General features: G+C 55.5%; 14 protein-coding genes, 1 tRNA gene, 2 rRNA genes and 1 other annotated feature. Of the genes, 9 read left to right on the forward strand and 8 right to left on the reverse strand.

The window, feature by feature from the left end; genetic code table 11:
- Positions 1-19: 19 nt before the first annotated feature.
- The 3 genes from ACP3TA_RS09795 to ACP3TA_RS09805 all read right to left on the reverse strand — a co-directional run bounded on the left by ACP3TA_RS09795 (position 20) and on the right by ACP3TA_RS09805 (position 2705).
- Positions 20-2116, reverse strand: a complete 2097-nt coding sequence (locus ACP3TA_RS09795) for a replication endonuclease (protein ID WP_196018603.1) — start codon at positions 2114-2116, stop codon at positions 20-22.
- Complete coding sequence (locus tag ACP3TA_RS09800) at positions 2100-2321, reverse strand: TraR/DksA C4-type zinc finger protein (RefSeq protein ID WP_033641931.1); 222 nt, start codon at positions 2319-2321, stop codon at positions 2100-2102. Before ACP3TA_RS09800 ends, ACP3TA_RS09795 begins: the two co-directional genes overlap by 17 nt.
- Positions 2322-2399: 78 nt before the next feature.
- Positions 2400-2705 carry a hypothetical protein gene (locus ACP3TA_RS09805; RefSeq protein ID WP_060659931.1) on the reverse strand — a complete coding sequence of 102 codons (306 nt, stop codon included), beginning with the start codon at positions 2703-2705 and terminating at the stop codon, positions 2400-2402.
- Positions 2706-2947: 242 nt separating this feature from the next.
- Between ACP3TA_RS09805 and ACP3TA_RS09810 the strand changes: the two genes are divergently transcribed.
- Positions 2948-3844 (forward strand): helix-turn-helix domain-containing protein, encoded by an 897-nt coding sequence (locus ACP3TA_RS09810; RefSeq protein WP_096241907.1) that lies wholly within the window; start codon positions 2948-2950, stop codon positions 3842-3844.
- Between the two features lie 47 nt (positions 3845-3891).
- Here the strand turns inward: ACP3TA_RS09810 and ACP3TA_RS09815 are convergent, their stop codons facing one another.
- Complete coding sequence (locus ACP3TA_RS09815; RefSeq protein ID WP_033641933.1) at positions 3892-4656, reverse strand: DUF481 domain-containing protein; 765 nt, start codon at positions 4654-4656, stop codon at positions 3892-3894.
- A 503-nt stretch (positions 4657-5159) separates the two neighbouring features.
- Between ACP3TA_RS09815 and ACP3TA_RS09820 the strand changes: the two genes are divergently transcribed.
- Entirely contained in the window at positions 5160-6236 is a 1077-nt protein-coding gene (locus ACP3TA_RS09820) for a 3-deoxy-7-phosphoheptulonate synthase (RefSeq protein WP_016929016.1), read from the forward strand.
- A gap of 3 nt (positions 6237-6239) precedes the next feature.
- Complete coding sequence (gene tyrA / locus ACP3TA_RS09825; RefSeq protein WP_033641935.1) at positions 6240-7361, forward strand: bifunctional chorismate mutase/prephenate dehydrogenase; 1122 nt, start codon at positions 6240-6242, stop codon at positions 7359-7361.
- Positions 7362-7416: 55 nt separating this feature from the next.
- On the opposite strand, the gene pheA is transcribed toward tyrA, so the two are convergent.
- From pheA to bamD, 4 genes are all read right to left on the reverse strand, one after another.
- Positions 7417-8574 carry a bifunctional chorismate mutase/prephenate dehydratase gene (gene pheA, locus ACP3TA_RS09830; protein WP_033641936.1) on the reverse strand — a complete coding sequence of 386 codons (1158 nt, stop codon included), beginning with the start codon at positions 8572-8574 and terminating at the stop codon, positions 7417-7419.
- A 42-nt stretch (positions 8575-8616) separates the two neighbouring features.
- Positions 8617-8743: a sequence feature (Phe leader region), on the reverse strand.
- Positions 8695-8742: a hypothetical protein gene (locus tag ACP3TA_RS09835; protein WP_101428074.1), complete on the reverse strand. Its 48-nt coding sequence runs from the start codon at positions 8740-8742 to the stop codon at positions 8695-8697. (Overlaps the previous feature by 48 nt.)
- Before the next feature lie 122 nt (positions 8744-8865).
- Complete coding sequence (gene raiA, locus ACP3TA_RS09840) at positions 8866-9207, reverse strand: ribosome-associated translation inhibitor RaiA (RefSeq protein WP_004932457.1); 342 nt, start codon at positions 9205-9207, stop codon at positions 8866-8868.
- Between the two features lie 312 nt (positions 9208-9519).
- Positions 9520-10251, reverse strand: a complete 732-nt coding sequence (gene bamD, locus ACP3TA_RS09845; RefSeq protein WP_004932456.1) for an outer membrane protein assembly factor BamD — start codon at positions 10249-10251, stop codon at positions 9520-9522.
- 131 nt (positions 10252-10382) lie between these two features.
- Here bamD and rluD point away from each other — a divergent pair, with 131 nt between their 5' ends.
- From rluD to ACP3TA_RS09875, 6 genes are all read left to right on the forward strand, one after another.
- A complete protein-coding gene (rluD, locus tag ACP3TA_RS09850; protein WP_004932452.1) occupies positions 10383-11360 on the forward strand; it encodes a 23S rRNA pseudouridine(1911/1915/1917) synthase RluD in 978 nt (325 codons plus the stop codon).
- Positions 11360-12091, forward strand: a complete 732-nt coding sequence (yfiH, locus tag ACP3TA_RS09855) for a purine nucleoside phosphorylase YfiH (RefSeq protein WP_197845329.1) — start codon at positions 11360-11362, stop codon at positions 12089-12091. The genes rluD and yfiH overlap by 1 nt, the downstream gene beginning before the upstream one ends.
- A 130-nt stretch (positions 12092-12221) precedes the next feature.
- On the forward strand, positions 12222-14795 hold the full coding sequence (gene clpB, locus ACP3TA_RS09860) for an ATP-dependent chaperone ClpB (RefSeq protein WP_025301647.1): 2574 nt from the start codon (positions 12222-12224) through the stop codon (positions 14793-14795).
- A gap of 511 nt (positions 14796-15306) precedes the next feature.
- Positions 15307-16848 (forward strand): 16S ribosomal RNA (locus tag ACP3TA_RS09865).
- An 88-nt stretch (positions 16849-16936) separates the two neighbouring features.
- Positions 16937-17012 (forward strand) — tRNA-Glu (locus ACP3TA_RS09870).
- 239 nt (positions 17013-17251) lie between these two features.
- A 23S ribosomal RNA gene (locus tag ACP3TA_RS09875) occupies positions 17252-20159 on the forward strand.
- The 16S and 23S rRNA genes sit together here with 1 tRNA gene alongside, the layout of an rRNA operon.
- The last annotated feature ends 20 nt before the right edge of the window (positions 20160-20179 follow it).

Below are 20179 nucleotides of genomic sequence, written 5' to 3' on the forward strand. Positions count from 1 at the left end.
AAGCAAAACGCTAAAGGCGTCAATGGTTGGACTTATCATTTGTGCAGTAAAAATACGGCCAATCATTGATTAGCGGAAATTGTACAAGGAGGCCGTCAAAATGAATTTTGCCGCCGCGTGCGAGAACCTCCAACTGCCAGCGTTGCGGTTCTATGCCAATACCTCGAAGTTTGCGGGCAATATTCAGACAATGCTGCCGCTGTGGCGGCGTCAAACGAGCCGACGGCGCGGGTGCCGGCGGCAAGTAAAGAGCGCGCGTTCCACAGTTATTGCCAGAACTCCAAGGCGTCGCGGCGGCGAGTGTTTTAGCGACGATCCGCCATTGCACGGTGCGCGTTCGGTATACCCGCTCAATTCCCAAATGCGGTGCATAAATGCCGACAACTTTTGTGACGGGCTCGTCATAAGCGTTCCGGGTTTCTGAGGCTTCGCGCGCGACACGCACCCACTGGCGGCTGCGTGGCACATTGGCGCCGCCTTGCGCCTGTATGTAACCGGCAAAGTCGCCGGCGTCGGCAGCGGCGCGCACGGCTTCGGTGCCGGCGTCAAACTGCGGCGTCAGGTTTTGGCCGCGAATACGTCGACATTCGCGGTAGACCCCGAGACCGGGCAGGCCGAAGGGATGAAACTGGGGGATGCGCCAGGTGGCGGCCCAGGCGCTGACCGCGCGGGCGGTATCGCTCAGCGGGGCGCCGGTTTCGCGATCGAGCTCTTCCTCCAATGCATATCCATCGAGGTTTTTTGCGACATATTTGGCCAGATAGGCGGTTGCGCCACCCCGGTTGAGGTGTTTGCTCTGGAAACGATGTTGTTGGGCGCCAGGTTCTGCTGCATCCTGTTGCAGCGCATAACGCTGCATGATGTCAAGCACTGCCTGACGTTGCATTTGTGGAGTGAACATCATCAGATGCCAGTGCGGCGTGCCGTCATGATGAGGCTCAACCACTCGCATACCGTAGACCTGCAGACGGCGATCCTTGAAGGCGGTTCGCATTTTCCCCCACTGGGCAACCAGATAACGTTGGCCATCCTTCGGTGTTAGGGCTTGTCCTTGCCAGCGTGTATTGAAGCGCATTTTGCCTCGTGTGCCGACATGCTGGATAGGGTGAAAGCGTGCCGGCGTCGTCAACGTGATAAACAACCCGCAGTGGCCGTTGCGAGTGGCGTAGGTTTCTATACCGGCGAGGGTATTCATCAACTCCATACGACGAATGGCGGGATTGGCGATGCTGCCGAGCACTTTATCCATAAGATCGGCGCGCTCGCCCGTGGCGACGTTTTCCAGCTCGCAACGGTGAAGATAATCGAGGTTCGATTGACGCCGAGCCTTGACATCGTGAAGGGCCTGTCTGCTGGCATAAGGTGACGTGTTGTTGCGGACGTTGCCTATCGCGATTTGCAGCGCCTCGCGCCACTGCATGCGTTGCATTTTGAGACGCCGCAGCCACCAGCGATCGTCGGTCAGGCGCGACAGCGCCGCAATTGCCCGCTCGCTGTCCAACTTGCCTTTACGATAACAGCGCCAGTGCATGGGCTGGATATTGAAGGCGCGGGCCATCGTGGCGATTTGGCGATAGAGGCGGCGCTGTATATCCGCGTGTAGCAGGATCTCTGCATTATTGCCGTGCTTCGCCAGCAAGGCGTCACATTCACTCTGGTAGAGCGCAGAAAGTTGGCCCCCGATACGCCGCGCCAACTGCTCCAGCGCTTTATCGCCCAGCGCGGGCAGTGCGCTATAGCTGTCCGCTTCGCTGCCAAAGTGCAGTGATTTGCGTTGATCCAAACCGAAATTATTATTTACCTGCTGAATGCGTGGCCATATCCGCCGATGGAAAACTCGCACCAGATAATGCCAGGCGGCGTGGGCTCCCTTCTGGCTGAGCAGTTGGCGGTGGCGCTCAAGGAACGGCGTGCGCAAATAATAAGGCAGGTCATGAATGCACTGCAGTATCGCTTGCCATTGGCGCAGTTGGTCGCGATTCAGCGCCGCTTCGCGCCCTATCGCACGTCGTGGGGCATTCCATGGATAGGCGTAATCACCGTACGCTGCGTGTTGTATGGCAGAGGCGTTGACCGGCAGATGCTCCGCCGGCCTATTTTTAACGGCGAGCGACATGACGTTGCTTGGCTTCTGATAGCTGCTGGCAGGTCACGCAGCGGCTGACGCCGGGAATCGCAATGCGTCTCGCCACAGGAATCGCCGCGTCACAATCGGCACAGCAGAACGCCGAGGGCGCTGTGGCAACCGGCCTGGCATACGCAATTTGTTTCTCGAGCATCAATGCCTGGCGCTCCTGCGCCATATCAATAGTATCAGCCATAATATTTTCCAGTATTTAATAGGGTGAATTTGGGCCGAGCGGTGCCCGGCGGGTTGCACGCCAGCTTGATTCGAAAGGTTATTTTTTTGGGGTTAACAGACAGTCTGTTTCGCTGATATAGCGCGGCAACGATTGACTGAGCGAGATGAGTTCATTGAGTGCCGCGACGATTTTCCGCCGTTCGGCATAACCCATTTCGTGAAACTTTAACCACACATAGCGTTCAGTCAGCCCGGCGAGGAAGCAAAACGTATGGCGCAGGTGCAGCGGCGCCGTGTCGTAAATCTCTTCGGCATGGTTGGGTTGCCGGGCAAACAGTGTGCGGCGGATTTCAGCAATACGCCGCAGGCCGATAGCCCGTTGCTCCTCGCTGGCCAGCAGCATGACAGCCTCCTTATCTGAATTTGATGATGGATGAATACTCGCAAAAGCAAGGTTTGGTTATCCGTCGTTTAGGGTCGAAAATTTGAGTAAACACGCTGTAAACAAGGTGATTACGCAAGATTGTTGTCGCCTTGTGGTATTTGCATTTTCATCACCCATGTCGCATCATCTTAACTAAAGCGATCGACATGCCGAGTGACGGCGAATTGACGGTACTTTAAATCGCAAAATGCGACTTGTAAATGCGAATTTCATTTTTAATCGGTGATGATATGCGTGAAGATGCAACAAACAACAACACCTCCGTGGGAGCGGTAATTGAGAGAGTTCTTTCATCTTATGGCGTTGGCACGCAGAAGGAATTGAGTGAAATCCTTGGGATAGCGCCGAATAACATCAGTAGTTGGCAACAGCGGGGTAGTGTTCCCGGATATGTCATTATCAACTGCGCGTTAACTACGGGAGCAGACCTGGCCTGGCTGATGACTGGTGAACTTGCAAATTCAAAAGTAAATCGCAAGCCTGCGTCATCTGCGCAAGGTAAAGCGCTTTACGATCGCGTTTTGGCTTCCGGCGGGAAAGGGGTATTGCGCCGCATTTTGGATGCTTACGGTTTCAATCTGCAAAAAGAATTGGGCGACCTGCTGGGTATCTCTTCAGGCACGATGAGCACCTGGGTCCGCCGCAACTACTTCCCCGGCGATATCGTGGTGACCTGTGCTCTGGATACAGGCGTCTCGCTGCTGTGGCTGGCGACGGGCCAGGGGGAGATGTGGGGTGATGCCGCATCGGCGGTTCCGGTATCCGAAGCTCGCACGATACCGAAATATCGCCTGCTCGCCGGGCAGTTGAAAGAGGGGGGGCAGTGGTCAGCAGACTGTTCTTTGATTCCTGACGGCGTGGCTCAGCCGGCTTATGTTGATGGCGGGCGCGTATCCTGGCTGGTGGATCTGGCCGTTACGCATATCGCCAATGGCCGCTGGCTGGTGGACATCGACGGTAACCTGGACGTTTACGATATAGCGCGTTTACCGGGTAACCAGGTGCGGGTCAGCGGCGGCAACGTCGACTTTCAATGTTCTCCGGATGCATTGAAAGCGCTTGGCATGGTCTGGTTAACGTTGACGCCGCAGGCATAAAAAAAAGCCCATCGATGATGGGCTTCGAGAAATCATGGGCGGGCAGGTTACAGGCCGTAGACCAGCGTGACCGAGGTTGTCGTGTCGGTATTCTTCGGCGCGGAGGCCGGTGGCTTGCTGTTGTAGGTCACGGTGTAAGCTACGCGCAGTGAAAAGCGATCGTTGATCGCCACGTTCAACGCGCTTTCCGAGTTCAGCGTGGTTTCTTCGTTCGCCAGTGCGGAGACGCCCTGAATGAACTTGGTGTTGTCGGTGAGCTGATAGGAATAGTTGGCCGCGCCATAGGCCAGCCCTTTGGTCGAGCGGCCGCCGCCATGGTATTCGTCATGGCGCACGCCGGGACCGAATTCCACCCGCAGGTCGCTGAGCGGCCCGTTGAGGATTTGACGGCCATAGCCGCTGGTCAGCGTGGAGCGTGAGTCGTAACCGTTGAAACGGTCGCTCAGCCAGCTGGCCTGGCCGAACAGGTAGTTGCGATCGGTCAGGTTATAGCGCGTACGGCCGCCGGCCTGATACTTTTCGGACGAGCGCACGTTGGAGGAGGTGGTGTTGTTGGCCGCCCCCCACAGGCTGTACGCCGCGTCGGTGTTGAACCAGGTCATGTTGGTGTTGGCCAACAGAGTGGAACTCTGCGAGTTGCCGGACTGGGCGTTGTAGCCCGCCTGCACGTTGCCTTCGAACGGTTTCTTGGCGGTGGCCGGATCGTCCATCGCGGTGAAAAGCGTATTGTCGGCAAGGGCTGAAACACTGGTGAAAGTCGTTAAGCAGCAAATATACAGCGGAAAAGCGCGACGAGCGCGGGAAGAGAGCATCTTGGATCCAGTTGTTAAGGGTGATTATTGTTGATGACGGTCACATTATATCGGTTCATTTCGGCGACAAAAATAGCCGCCATTAGCTTAAGTTTTTAATTTTTATCCCTCATTTATTCGCTTTTCTTCTACTTAAATTCATCGCTTTCGACGGCATTTCGTGCTGATCCTGCTTCGCCCGGCCGCCGGTGCCGAGATGGGGCGTGCATCCTCGCTGTAAAATATAATGTACAAATATGTTTACGATAAATGACTTTGTTAGGCAGGAGGGGTTACAGCGTGATGATGGGCTGTTTAATTGTTTAATTGTTTAATATATTGTATTTGTTTAGTTTAAATCTATTTTTGCAACCCTGATTCAAAGGTGTTTTAAGCAAGATAATGACGGTAATCTTTTATTTACAGAAAATGGATTGAAAACTTTACATATCGTGTTAGGGTAGACCCCTGAAACGCTCAATGTTCCATTTCAACGCATAACGCCAAACGACAGGAATAGCATCATGCAAAAAGACGCGCTCAATAACGTACACATCAGTGCAGAACAGGTTCTCATCACGCCGGAGGAGCTGAAGAACCAGTTCCCGCTCAGTGCCGACGACGAAAATGAAATCGCCACTGCGCGTAACACCATCGCCAACATTTTGCAGGGGCGCGATCATCGCCTGTTGGTGGTGTGTGGGCCTTGTTCGATCCACGATCCGGATGCGGCGCTGGACTACGCCCGTCGTTTGAAAACCCTGGCGGCTGACTTGAGCGATCAGCTGTATATCGTTATGCGCGTCTACTTTGAAAAACCCAGAACCACTGTCGGCTGGAAAGGTTTGATCAACGATCCGTACATGGACGGTTCGTTTGACGTTGAAGCAGGCTTGCATATCGCGCGTCGCCTGTTGCTGGATCTGGTGGGCATGGGCTTGCCGTTGGCTACCGAAGCGTTGGATCCGAACAGCCCGCAGTACCTGGGTGATTTGTTCAGCTGGTCGGCGATCGGCGCGCGTACCACCGAATCTCAGACCCACCGAGAAATGGCATCCGGCCTGTCGATGCCGGTCGGGTTCAAAAACGGCACCGACGGCAGCCTGGGCACCGCCATCAACGCCATGCGCGCCGCTGCCATGCCGCATCGCTTCGTCGGCATTAACCAGGCAGGCCAGGTTTGCCTGCTGCAGACTCAGGGCAACCCGGATGGGCACGTGATCCTGCGCGGCGGCAAAACTCCGAACTACAGCGCTGAGCACGTTGCGGCCTGTGAAAAACAGATGCTTGAGGCGGGACTCCACCCGTCCTTGATGATAGATTGCAGCCATGGCAACTCGAATAAAGACTATCGCCGTCAGCCGGCGGTTGCCGAGTCCGTGGTGGAGCAGATCAAGGCGGGTAACCGCTCAATCACCGGCATTATGCTGGAGAGCCATCTGCATGAGGGCAATCAGTCTTCCGAACAGCCGCGTGCAGACATGCGTTACGGTGTGTCCGTCACCGACGCCTGCATCAACTGGGAGAGTACGGAAACCCTGTTGCGCCATATGCATCAGGAACTCGGCGCTGCGCTGACGGCCCGCACGGGAGAAAAGTAAGTTATGGTGGCAGAACTGACCGCGCTGCGCGATCAAATCGATGAGGTGGATAAAGCGCTGCTGGATCTGCTGGCGAAACGCCTGCATCTGGTAGCGGAAGTGGGCGAAGTCAAAAGCCGCCACGGTTTGCCGGTTTATGTGCCGGAGCGCGAAGCCGCGATGCTGGCCTCGCGCCGCCGGGAGGCGGAAAATCTCGGCGTGCCGCCGGATCTGATCGAAGATGTGTTGCGCCGCGTGATGCGCGAGTCTTACGTCAGCGAGAACGATAAGGGCTTTAAAACCCTGTGCCCGCAGCTGCGGCCGATCGTCATTATCGGCGGAAACGGTCAAATGGGCAGGCTGTTCAATCGCTTGCTGACGTTGTCGGGTTATCAGGTCAGGGTGTTGGATCAGGAAGATTGGCCGCAGGCGGAGCAGCTGTTGGCGGATGCCGGCATGGTGATCGTCAGCGTGCCGATCCACGTGACCGAGCAGGTGATAAGCCGCCTGCCGACGCTGCCTGCCGATTGTATTCTGGTGGATCTGGCGTCGGTGAAGAACCGGCCTTTGCACGCGATGTTGGCGGCGCACAGCGGCCCGGTGGTCGGTCTGCATCCGATGTTCGGCCCGGACGTGGGCAGCGTGGCCAAGCAGGTGGTGGTCTACTGCGACGGCCGCCAGCCGGAGGCGTATCAGTGGCTGCTTGAACAGTTGCAGGTGTGGGGGGCGCGGCTGCATCGCATCAGCGCGGCCGAGCACGATCAGAATATGGCGTTTATTCAGGCGCTGCGGCACTTCGCTACCTTCGCCTACGGGCTGCACCTGGCGGAAGAGAACGTGCAACTGGAGCAGCTGCTGGCACTCTCTTCGCCAATCTACCGGTTGGAGCTGGCGATGGTTGGCCGCCTGTTCGCACAGGATCCGCAGCTGTACGCCGATATCATTATGTCGTCGGAAGAAAATGTGGCGCTGATTAAGCGTTACTACCAGCGCTTCGGCGAGGCGATAAAGCTCTTGGAGCATGGCGACAAACAGGCGTTTATCGAGAGCTTCCGCAAGGTAGAGCATTGGTTCGGCGATTACGCCCAGCGCTTCCTGGTGGAGAGCCGCACGCTGTTGCGGCAGGCTAACGACAGCCGGCAGTAAAACTGCGGGCAGTAAGCATAAAGGGTTCGGCTTGGCCGAACCCTTTTTTACAGTTTCAGGATGGGTTGACCGGCACCACGGTGTCGCTTGGGTAACAGCCCAGCACCTTCAGCGAGCGGGTGATCGGCGCCAGATCGCGTAGCGCTTTTTGCATCGCCTCGGCGCGCAGGTTGGCCTGCACATCGATATAGAACATCTCCTCCCACGGATTGCCGTTGATCGGACGTGATTCCAGCTTGGTCATGATGATGCCGTTATCGCGCAATACCAGCAGCGCTTCGACCAGCGCGCCGGATTGCTGGCCGGTCGCCATGATCAGCGTGGTTTTTGCCGGCACCTGTTCGGAGACATCGATCGCTTTGCGCGCCAGCACGATGAAGCGAGTGATGTTTTGCTGCTGGTTGGCGAGATTGTGTTCCAGCACCTGCAGCCCGTACAGCGCGCCGCCGGCCTCGCTGCCCAGTGCAGCCACCTTCGGTGAATTCAGCTTGGCGACTTTCTCCATCGCGGCCGCCGTGCTTTCGGTGTATTCGATTTTCCAGTGCGGGAAGCGGTTCAGGAACTGGCTGCACTGCTGGAACGGCTGCGGGTGGCTGTAGACGGTTTCTATCTGGCTCAGATCGCTGTCGCCGGCAATCAGAACGCAGTGGTTGATAGGGTTAGTCAGTTCGCCGACGATCGACAGGCTGGTGTGTTGCAGCAGATCGTAGACCTCGTTTATCGAACCGGAGCTGGTGTTCTCGATCGGCAAAATCGCATAGTCCGCCTGGCCGGTTTCCACCTGGGCGAAAATATCCTGAAACTTCTGGCAGCCGCATTCGATCAGCCGATCGAAGTGGCGGGCAGCGTATTGGCGTGCCGCCAGATGTGAATAAGAGCCTTTCGGGCCGAGGAAAGCGATGCGGGCGGAATGCTGGCTGACGGGGTTGAGCTGGTGCTGCAACAGCGCCTGCTGGGTCAGAACGGAGTCTTCAATGATCAGTTGGAACAGGCGGGTGACGTAGAAACCGTCCAGGTCGTAAGGCTTGGCGGCGGCGATCAGCGCATCCAGCAGATCGCGTTCGCGCTCTTTGTCACGGATCGGGCGGTGAGAGTGCAGCTTAGTCTTGCCGACTTCGATCGCCAGCTCACGGCGTTCCGCCAGCAAGGCCAACAGTTTCAAGTCCAGTGCGCTGATGCGCTCGCGCAGCACCAATAACGGGTTGTCAGTCATAATCAGCTTCCGCCTTCAGTTCTTATTCGTTGTAAAACAGCCATAAAAAAAGCCCCCTGTTTCCAGGAGGCCTTGTTGTTCGTCTTCGCATTCTTTCTCACACGACGAAACGCCTCCCAGTCAGGGGAAGGTAAAAAAGAATGCGAAGAAAAACGGTGTGCGTGGCATGGTCTACCTAAGGTTAATGCGAACAGGTTTTAAAGTAACCGCTGGTTTTTACCTCGTCAACAAAAATACCCGACAAAAAACGCGCCCTCGGGCGCGTTTGATGCGGCAATCGCTGTCGGACGGTTATTCCTGCTCTTGCGTGACTTCCGGCACGATGTCTTTCACGCTGGCATTGCAGCGGCGCGCTTCGCCTTTGTGCTGCACCTTGTTCAACTGGCGCTCCAGTTTGGCGATCAGCTCGTTAACGGCGGTATACATGTCATCATGTTTGGCGCTGGCGACCAGCGGGCCGTTAGGCGTGGTAATGGTAGCGTCGGCGACAAACCCTTGCGGCTCTTTGGATAAGACGATATGCGGGTTAATCAGCTGGGTCTGCCATTTTTCCAGTTTGGTGAGACGGTCTTCGACGTGATTGCGGATTGCGGGAGTGATATCCATTTGTTTGCTGGTAATGTTCAATGTCATATAACTTACCTCTCTGTCTTTCCGTCTTGGTGAATCCAGCATACCCCGCTTTTTGTTTAAATGCGTGATGTAAATCACGATTTTTTGTCACTTTTTGCAAAGTTAGTTCAATCTGTGATTCAGCATTTGAATTGGCTATCTAATGCTTGAGAGTTGCCGCCGGATGGCGCATTATCGATGAGTTGACCGGTGAGGAGCGCTAGCTAACACCGTGTTTTTACTTGTGTATTTTTCCAGTAAAAACCCGGTCGACGCCAATGAAAACGGCAGCCTTGGCTGCCGTTTGGTTTTTCTGCCGGTGCCGACGCGCGCTTATTGTGGGTTGGCGGCGATCACTTTGGCCACTTTGTCAGCCTGGCCGTTCAGCTGCAGCTGCTTGTAGGCATTTTCCATCAGCGGCAACACGTCATGCGTCGCTTTGGTATCCGGGAATTCACGCAACATCTGCTCGGCGCGATTAACGACCGCGACGTAAGCACCGCGTTTAGTGTAGTATTCCGCCACCGAAAGCTCATACTTGGCCAAACGATCTTTCAGATACACCAAACGCTTGTTGGCGTCGGTCGCGTATTGGCTGTTCGGGTATTGCTGAATCAACTGGCTGAAGTCGCGGAACGCAGCGCGAGCGTGCTGAGGATCGCGGTCCGAACGGTCAACCCCGAAGAAGCCCTGCAGCGCGCTGTCATCAAGCGCCATGTCGGTCAGGCCGCGCATGTACATCACGTAATCGATGTTCGGGTGCGTCGGATTCAGGCGCATGAAGCGATCGATGGATGCCTGAGCCATTGGCAAGTCGGCAGCCTTATAATAGGCGTAAATCAAATCCAGCTGGACCTGCTGGGAATACGGCCCGAAAGGATAGCGGTTATCTAACGCTTCGAGTTGCGTAATCGCGCCCTTGAAGTTACCGTCCTGCAGTTTTTGCTGCGCGGTAGCATAGATTTCCGAAGGCGGGTTGTCGGGAACCGCATCCTTGGATGTGGAGCAACCTGCCAGCGCCAGGCTCAACGTGGCTGCCGCCACCAGATATTTCATACGCGTCATGACGTTTTGATTATCCTCAGGGTGTTATTCCGGGAGACTGTCCGTTAAGCTCCCGACAAAGACCAGGTACAATAGCACATTATATTAAACGGCATCGCCGTGAAAACCCAACGTTAACGAAGAAGCTGCATATGGCACAACAAGTACAACTCACCGCAACGGTGGCCGAATCTCAACTCGGACAACGTTTAGATCAGGCTTTGGCCGAATTGTTCCCTGATTATTCACGATCTCGCATAAAAGAGTGGATCCTGGGCGATCGGGTGAAGGTCAATGGCAAAACGTCAAACAAACCGAAAGAGAAGGTGCTGGGCGGAGAGACAGTCGCCATCGATGCACAGATAGAAGAAGAAGCGCGTTGGGAGCCGCAGGACATCGCGCTGGATATCGTCTATGAAGACAGCGATATCCTGGTGATCAACAAGCCGCGCGATTTGGTGGTGCACCCTGGCGCCGGTAACCCGGACGGCACGGTGCTCAATGCGCTGCTGCATCACTACCCGGAAATCGCCGACGTGCCGCGTGCCGGCATCGTGCACCGTCTGGATAAAGACACCACCGGCCTGATGGTGGTGGCGAAAACCGTGCCGGCGCAAACCCGGCTGGTGGAGGCGCTGCAGGCGCGCGAAATCACTCGTGAATACGAAGCGGTGGCGATCGGCACCATGACGGCAGGCGGTACGGTAGAAGAACCCATCGCGCGCCATTCCACCAAGCGCACTCACATGGCGGTGCACCCGATGGGTAAGCCGGCGGTGACGCACTATCGCATTATGGAGCACTTCCGCGCGCACACTCGTCTGCGCCTGCGCCTGGAAACCGGCCGTACTCACCAGATCCGCGTGCACATGGCTTACATTAGCCATCCGCTGGTGGGCGATCCGCTGTACGGCGGCCGTCCGCGTCCGCCGAAAGGCGCTTCGGAGGCCTTCATCAACACGCTGCGCGGCTTTGACCGCCAGGCGCTGCACGCTACCATGCTGCGTTTGTATCACCCGATCAGCGGCATCCAGATGGAGTGGCATGCGCCGCTGCCGCAGGACATGGTCGATCTGATCAACGCGCTGAAGGCGGACACCGAAGAATTCAAAGATCAGATGGACTGGTAATGCGCTCGCTCATTCTGCCCGACTGGCCGTTGCCTCCCGGCGTTAAAGCTTGCAGCACCACGCGCGATGGTGGCGTCAGCCTGCCACCTTATGACTCGCTGAACCTCGGCGCTCACGTCGGTGACGAGGAGCAAGCGGTGAAGCGCAATCGGGAAAGGTTGGTTACCGCCGCCGGCTTGCCGCAGATGCCGGTATGGCTCGAGCAGGTGCACGGCACTCGCGTGGTGACGTTGACGGGACAAGCGCCCGCCGATCTGCGGGCGGATGCGGTGTACAGCAACGTGCCGGGTCAGGTGTGCGCAGTGATGACGGCGGATTGTCTGCCGGTGCTGTTCTGCTCGCAGCACGGCGACGAAGTGGCAGCCGCTCACGCCGGTTGGCGTGGGCTATGCCACGGCGTGCTGGAGCAAACCGTGGCGGCGTTCAGCGCCGCACCGGGCCAAATCAGCGCCTGGCTGGGGCCGGCGATCGGCCCGCAGCAGTTCGAGGTCGGGCCGGAGGTGCGCGCCGCTTTCATGGCGGAAGACGCTGAGGCCGCAGCGGCATTTACCCCGCACGGCGATAAGTTTTTGGCTAATATCTACTTGCTGGCTCGCCAACGCTTGTTGCGTGCGGGCGTTCAGGCCATTTATGGCGGCGACCGCTGTACGGTTAACGAAATGAGCCATTTTTTCTCCTATCGACGCGATGGAATAACCGGACGTCTGGCAAGTTTAATCTGGCTGATATAACCTATTGAATTAGGACGATCCAACGACGCATGGCGTTGTACCGAAAATTTAGCGTCGAGATAACCTTGAAAATTTGAGGGATGACCTCATTTAATCTCCAGTAGCAATTTCGACCCATCTTGGAGGTGTTATGCGTCTGGATCGTCTTACCAACAAATTCCAGCTTGCCCTCGCCGATGCCCAGTCACTAGCCCTTGGGCACGACAACCAGTTTATTGAACCGCTACATCTGATGAGCGCCCTGCTCAATCAGGAAGGGGGCACGGTTCGTCCACTATTAACTTCCGCAGGTATCGATGCCGGGCGTGTACGCACCGAGATCGAACAGGCGCTGTCCCGTTTACCGCAGGTAGAAGGCACCGGTGGCGACGTTCAACCGTCCCACGAGTTGGTGCGCGTTCTGAACCTGTGCGACAAGCTGGCGCAAAAGCGTGCGGACAAATTCATTTCTTCCGAGCTGTTTGTGCTTGCGGTGCTGGAAGACCGCGGCTCGTTGACCGACTTGTTGAAAGCGGCCGGCGCGACGGCCGACAAAATCAGCAAAGCCATTGAACAAATGAGAGGCGGTGACAGCGTGGAAGACCAAGGCGCCGAAGACCAACGGCAGGCATTGAAGAAATACACTATCGATCTGACCGAACGTGCTGAGCAGGGCAAACTTGACCCGGTGATCGGCCGTGACGAAGAGATCCGTCGCACCATTCAGGTGCTGCAACGCCGTACCAAAAACAACCCGGTGTTGATCGGCGAGCCTGGCGTAGGTAAAACCGCCATCGTCGAAGGCTTGGCGCAGCGCATCATTAACGGCGAAGTGCCGGAAGGACTGAAGCACAAGCGCGTATTGTCCCTCGATATGGGCGCCTTGATCGCCGGCGCCAAATATCGCGGCGAGTTTGAAGAGCGTCTGAAAGGCGTGCTCAACGATCTGGCCAAGCAGGAAGGCAGCGTTATCCTGTTTATCGACGAACTGCACACCATGGTCGGCGCCGGTAAGGCGGATGGTGCGATGGACGCAGGCAACATGCTGAAGCCGGCGCTGGCGCGCGGCGAGCTGCACTGCGTCGGTGCCACCACGCTGGATGAATACCGTCAATATATAGAGAAGGATGCGGCGCTCGAACGTCGTTTCCAGAAAGTATATGTGGCGGAGCCGAGCGTGGAAGACACCATTGCTATTCTGCGCGGCCTGAAAGAGCGTTACGAACTGCACCACCACGTGCAGATAACCGACCCGGCCATTGTGGCGGCGGCAACGCTTTCGCACCGCTATATCGCCGATCGTCAATTGCCGGACAAGGCTATTGACCTTATCGACGAAGCGGCGTCCAGCATTCGCATGCAGATGGACTCCAAGCCGGAGTCGCTCGACAGGCTTGAGCGCCGCATCATCCAATTGAAACTGGAACAGCAGGCGCTGAATAAAGAGTCTGACGACGCCAGCAAGAAACGCCTGGACATGCTGAGCGATGAGCTGGGGCAGAAAGAGCGCGAATACTCGGAGCTGGAAGAAGAGTGGAAAGCGGAAAAAGCGTCGCTCTCCGGCACCCAGAATATCAAGGCAGAACTCGAGCAGGCCAAAATCACCCTGGAGCAGGCGCGTCGCGTCGGCGATCTGGGGCGGATGTCGGAACTGCAGTACGGCAAAATCCCTGAGCTGGAAAAACAGCTCGCCGCCGCCACGCAGGCCGAAGGCAAGAGCATGAAGCTGCTGCGCAACCGGGTGACCGATGCGGAGATTGCCGAAGTGCTGGCGCGTGCCACCGGGATCCCGGTCGCAAGAATGCTGGAAGGCGAGCGCGACAAGCTGCTGCGCCTGGAACAAGAACTGCATTCGCGAGTGATTGGCCAGGACGAAGCGGTCAGCGCAGTCTCCAATGCGATCCGCCGCAGCCGTGCGGGGTTGTCCGATCCTAACCGACCGATCGGTTCGTTCCTGTTCCTCGGTCCGACCGGGGTAGGGAAAACCGAGCTTTGCAAGGCGCTGGCTTCGTTCCTGTTCGACAGCGACGACGCCATGGTGCGTATCGATATGTCCGAGTTTATGGAGAAACACTCCGTTTCGCGTCTGGTCGGCGCGCCTCCGGGCTATGTCGGTTATGAAGAGGGCGGCTACCTGACGGAAGCCGTACGTCGCCGGCCTTATTCGGTGATTCTGCTGGATGAAGTCGAGAAAGCGCACCCGGACGTGTTCAATATTCTGTTGCAGGTGTTGGATGACGGCCGCCTGACCGATGGTCAAGGCCGCACCGTCGATTTCCGCAATACCGTGGTGATCATGACGTCCAACCTGGGTTCCGATCTGATCCAGGAGCATTTCGGTCAGATGAACTACGCGCAGATGAAAGAGTCGGTGATGGAGATGGTGAGTCACCACTTCCGTCCAGAGTTCATCAACCGTATCGACGAAGTGGTGGTGTTCCACCCGCTGGGCGAGAAACACATCGCCGCGATCGCCAAGATTCAGTTGTCGCGTCTGTACAAGCGTTTGGAAGAGCGCGGTTACGAAGTGACCATGACCGAACCGGCCCTGGCGCTGTTAAGCAAAACCGGCTACGACCCTGTATATGGCGCACGCCCGTTGAAACGCGCTATTCAGCAGGAAATCGAGAACCCGCTGGCGCAGCAAATCCTGTCCGGCAAGCTGATCCCCGGCAAGCTGGTAACGCTGGATGTGGAAAACGACCATATCGTTGCCCGACAATAACGGCAATTAAGGATAATAAAGATGAAAGGGAGCGGGTGACCGCTCCCTTTTCTTTACCTTCGTTTGTCCCTGTTTACAGGGTTTGCCGCTATTACTGTGCTAAAACCGGTATTTTCTGACTAATAAACATCCTAAAAAGGCGTTTTTGGTGATTATTTGAACGCTTGAAAAGTTTTTTGCATTTAGGGGTTGCGGCCCGCCGAGAACTCCCTATAATGCGCCTCCACTGACCGGAAACAACGACTGACAAGCCGCCGGGTCAGCGAGAAGAAAGCGAAATAAACGCTTGACTCTCCGGGTGAAAAGCGTAATATACGCAGCCCGCGCCGATGAGTTTCTCGGCACTGCTCTTTAACAATTTATCAGACAATCTGTGTGGGCACTCCACAAGACGATATCCAGCATCTTCGGATGCAAAAAAATATCAAGTCTTGAAGAGTGACTAACTGAAGTAAAATTCATGCAGTAAATCTTTGAGCATCGCTTCTCGAGTGGAAGCACATCAAGCTTTTAATTGAAGAGTTTGATCATGGCTCAGATTGAACGCTGGCGGCAGGCTTAACACATGCAAGTCGAGCGGTAGCACAGGGGAGCTTGCTCCCTGGGTGACGAGCGGCGGACGGGTGAGTAATGTCTGGGAAGCTGCCTGATGGAGGGGGATAACTACTGGAAACGGTAGCTAATACCGCATAACGTCGCAAGACCAAAGAGGGGGACCTTCGGGCCTCTTGCCATCAGATGTGCCCAGATGGGATTAGCTAGTAGGTGGGGTAATGGCTCACCTAGGCGACGATCCCTAGCTGGTCTGAGAGGATGACCAGCCACACTGGAACTGAGACACGGTCCAGACTCCTACGGGAGGCAGCAGTGGGGAATATTGCACAATGGGCGCAAGCCTGATGCAGCCATGCCGCGTGTGTGAAGAAGGCCTTCGGGTTGTAAAGCACTTTCAGCGAGGAGGAAGGTGGTGAGCTTAATACGCTCATCAATTGACGTTACTCGCAGAAGAAGCACCGGCTAACTCCGTGCCAGCAGCCGCGGTAATACGGAGGGTGCAAGCGTTAATCGGAATTACTGGGCGTAAAGCGCACGCAGGCGGTTTGTTAAGTCAGATGTGAAATCCCCGGGCTCAACCTGGGAACTGCATTTGAAACTGGCAAGCTAGAGTCTCGTAGAGGGGGGTAGAATTCCAGGTGTAGCGGTGAAATGCGTAGAGATCTGGAGGAATACCGGTGGCGAAGGCGGCCCCCTGGACGAAGACTGACGCTCAGGTGCGAAAGCGTGGGGAGCAAACAGGATTAGATACCCTGGTAGTCCACGCTGTAAACGATGTCGATTTGGAGGTTGTGCCCTTGAGGCGTGGCTTCCGGAGCTAACGCGTTAAATCGACCGCCTGGGGAGTACGGCCGCAAGGTTAAAACTCAAATGAATTGACGGGGGCCCGCACAAGCGGTGGAGCATGTGGTTTAATTCGATGCAACGCGAAGAACCTTACCTACTCTTGACATCCAGAGAACTTAGCAGAGATGCTTTGGTGCCTTCGGGAACTCTGAGACAGGTGCTGCATGGCTGTCGTCAGCTCGTGTTGTGAAATGTTGGGTTAAGTCCCGCAACGAGCGCAACCCTTATCCTTTGTTGCCAGCGGTTCGGCCGGGAACTCAAAGGAGACTGCCAGTGATAAACTGGAGGAAGGTGGGGATGACGTCAAGTCATCATGGCCCTTACGAGTAGGGCTACACACGTGCTACAATGGCGTATACAAAGAGAAGCGACCTCGCGAGAGCAAGCGGACCTCATAAAGTACGTCGTAGTCCGGATTGGAGTCTGCAACTCGACTCCATGAAGTCGGAATCGCTAGTAATCGTAGATCAGAATGCTACGGTGAATACGTTCCCGGGCCTTGTACACACCGCCCGTCACACCATGGGAGTGGGTTGCAAAAGAAGTAGGTAGCTTAACCTTCGGGAGGGCGCTTACCACTTTGTGATTCATGACTGGGGTGAAGTCGTAACAAGGTAACCGTAGGGGAACCTGCGGTTGGATCACCTCCTTACCTAAAGATATTGCTTCGAGTGGCGTGCTCACACAGATTGTCTGATGAAAAAGTAACGAGCAAAAGCGTCATAAAAGTACGGTGTCGTGTCCCCTTCGTCTAGAGGCCTAGGACACCGCCCTTTCACGGCGGTAACAGGGGTTCGAATCCCCTAGGGGACGCCAAGCTTCCGACCCACCCGGTGAAAGCGGCGGTCTCAAGTATCTGACGATACACCATATCTTAAAGATGACTTCCGAGTCATGTTTAAGATATTGCTCTTTAACAATCTGGAACAAGCTGAAAATTGAAACATGACGGCTGAAATTTATCCCTCCGTAGATGTACTGGGATGAAGAGTAACCTGTCATAGAGTCTCTCAAATGTTTGCAGCGCGAACGATGGAAACATCTTCGGGTTGTGAGGTTAAGTGACTAAGCGTACACGGTGGATGCCTAGGCAGTCAGAGGCGATGAAGGGCGTGCTAATCTGCGAAAAGCGTCGGTAAGGTGATATGAACCGTTATAACCGGCGATACCCGAATGGGGAAACCCAGTGTGTTTCGACACACTATCATGTCATGAATACATAGTGGCATGAGGCGAACCGGGGGAACTGAAACATCTAAGTACCCCGAGGAAAAGAAATCAACCGAGATTCCCCCAGTAGCGGCGAGCGAACGGGGAGGAGCCCAGAACCTGAATCGGCTTGTGTGTTAGTGGAAGCGTCTGGAAAGTCGCGCAGCAAAGGGTGATAGCCCCGTACACTAAAATGCACAGGTCGTGAGTTCGATGAGTAGGGCGGGACACGTGACATCCTGTCTGAATATGGGGGGACCATCCTCCAAGGCTAAATACTCCTGACTGACCGATAGTGAACCAGTACCGTGAGGGAAAGGCGAAAAGAACCCCGGCGAGGGGAGTGAAATAGAACCTGAAACCGTGTACGTACAAGCAGTGGGAGCACCTTCGTGGTGTGACTGCGTACCTTTTGTATAATGGGTCAGCGACTTATATTTTGTAGCAAGGTTAACCGTATAGGGGAGCCGTAGGGAAACCGAGTCTTAATTGGGCGATTAGTTGCAAGGTATAGACCCGAAACCCGGTGATCTAGCCATGGGCAGGTTGAAGGTTGGGTAACACTAACTGGAGGACCGAACCGACTAATGTTGAAAAATTAGCGGATGACTTGTGGCTGGGGGTGAAAGGCCAATCAAACCGGGAGATAGCTGGTTCTCCCCGAAAGCTATTTAGGTAGCGCCTCGTGAACTCATCTTCGGGGGTAGAGCACTGTTTCGGCTAGGGGGCCATCCCGGCTTACCAAACCGATGCAAACTCCGAATACCGAAGAATGTTATCACGGGAGACACACGGCGGGTGCTAACGTCCGTCGTGAAGAGGGAAACAACCCAGACCGCCAGCTAAGGTCCCAAAGTCATGGTTAAGTGGGAAACGATGTGGGAAGGCATAGACAGCCAGGATGTTGGCTTAGAAGCAGCCATCATTTAAAGAAAGCGTAATAGCTCACTGGTCGAGTCGGCCTGCGCGGAAGATGTAACGGGGCTAAACCATGCACCGAAGCTGCGGCAGCGACGCTTAGGCGTTGTTGGGTAGGGGAGCGTTCTGTAAGCCGTTGAAGGTGGCCTGTGAGGGTTGCTGGAGGTATCAGAAGTGCGAATGCTGACATAAGTAACGATAAAGCGGGTGAAAAGCCCGCTCGCCGGAAGACCAAGGGTTCCTGTCCAACGTTAATCGGGGCAGGGTGAGTCGACCCCTAAGGCGAGGCTGAAAAGCGTAGTCGATGGGAAACAGGTTAATATTCCTGTACTTGGTGTTACTGCGAAGGGGGGACGGAGAAGGCTAGGCTAGCCGGGCGACGGTTGTCCCGGTTTAAGCGTGTAGGGGGTGTGACCTGGTAAATCCGGTTGCATACTAACCCTGAGGCGTGATGACGATGCACTACGGTGCAGAAGTAGTTGATGCCCTGCTTCCAGGAAAATCCTCTAAGCTCCAGGTAACATTAAATCGTACCCCAAACCGACACAGGTGGTCAGGTAGAGAATACCAAGGCGCTTGAGAGAACTCGGGTGAAGGAACTAGGCAAAATGGTGCCGTAACTTCGGGAGAAGGCACGCTGGCATGTAGGTGAAGTCCCTTGCGGATGGAGCTGAAGCCAGTCGAAGATACCAGCTGGCTGCAACTGTTTAATAAAAACACAGCACTGTGCAAACACGAAAGTGGACGTATACGGTGTGACGCCTGCCCGGTGCTGGAAGGTTAATTGATGGGGTCAGCCGCAAGGCGAAGCTCTTGATCGAAGCCCCAGTAAACGGCGGCCGTAACTATAACGGTCCTAAGGTAGCGAAATTCCTTGTCGGGTAAGTTCCGACCTGCACGAATGGCGTAATGATGGCCAGGCTGTCTCCACCCGAGACTCAGTGAAATTGAACTCGCTGTGAAGATGCAGTGTACCCGCGGCAAGACGGAAAGACCCCGTGAACCTTTACTATAGCTTGACACTGAACATTGAGCCTTGATGTGTAGGATAGGTGGGAGGCTTTGAAGCGTGGACGCCAGTCTGCGTGGAGCCATCCTTGAAATACCACCCTTTAATGTTTGATGTTCTAACTCGGCCCCATAATCTGGGGTGAGGACAGTGTCTGGTGGGTAGTTTGACTGGGGCGGTCTCCTCCCAAAGAGTAACGGAGGAGCACGAAGGTTAGCTAATCACGGTCGGACATCGTGAGGTTAGTGCAAAGGCATAAGCTAGCTTGACTGCGAGAGTGACGGCTCGAGCAGGTACGAAAGTAGGTCTTAGTGATCCGGTGGTTCTGAATGGAAGGGCCATCGCTCAACGGATAAAAGGTACTCCGGGGATAACAGGCTGATACCGCCCAAGAGTTCATATCGACGGCGGTGTTTGGCACCTCGATGTCGGCTCATCACATCCTGGGGCTGAAGTAGGTCCCAAGGGTATGGCTGTTCGCCATTTAAAGTGGTACGCGAGCTGGGTTTAGAACGTCGTGAGACAGTTCGGTCCCTATCTGCCGTGGGCGTTGGAAGATTGAGAGGGGTTGCTCCTAGTACGAGAGGACCGGAGTGAACGCACCACTGGTGTTCGGGTTGTCATGCCAATGGCATTGCCCGGTAGCTAAGTGCGGAAAAGATAAGCGCTGAAAGCATCTAAGCGCGAAACTTGCCTCAAGATGAGTCTTCCCTGGGCCTTTAAGGTCCCTGAAGGAACGTTTAAGACTAAGACGTTGATAGGCTGGGTGTGTAAGTGCAGCGATGCATTGAGCTAACCAGTACTAATGATCCGTGAGGCTTAACCTTACAACACCGAAGGTGTTTTT

This window comes from Serratia sp. 2C06 (assembly GCF_050037615.1).
In the GTDB taxonomy this organism is placed as follows: domain Bacteria; phylum Pseudomonadota; class Gammaproteobacteria; order Enterobacterales; family Enterobacteriaceae; genus Serratia; species Serratia ureilytica.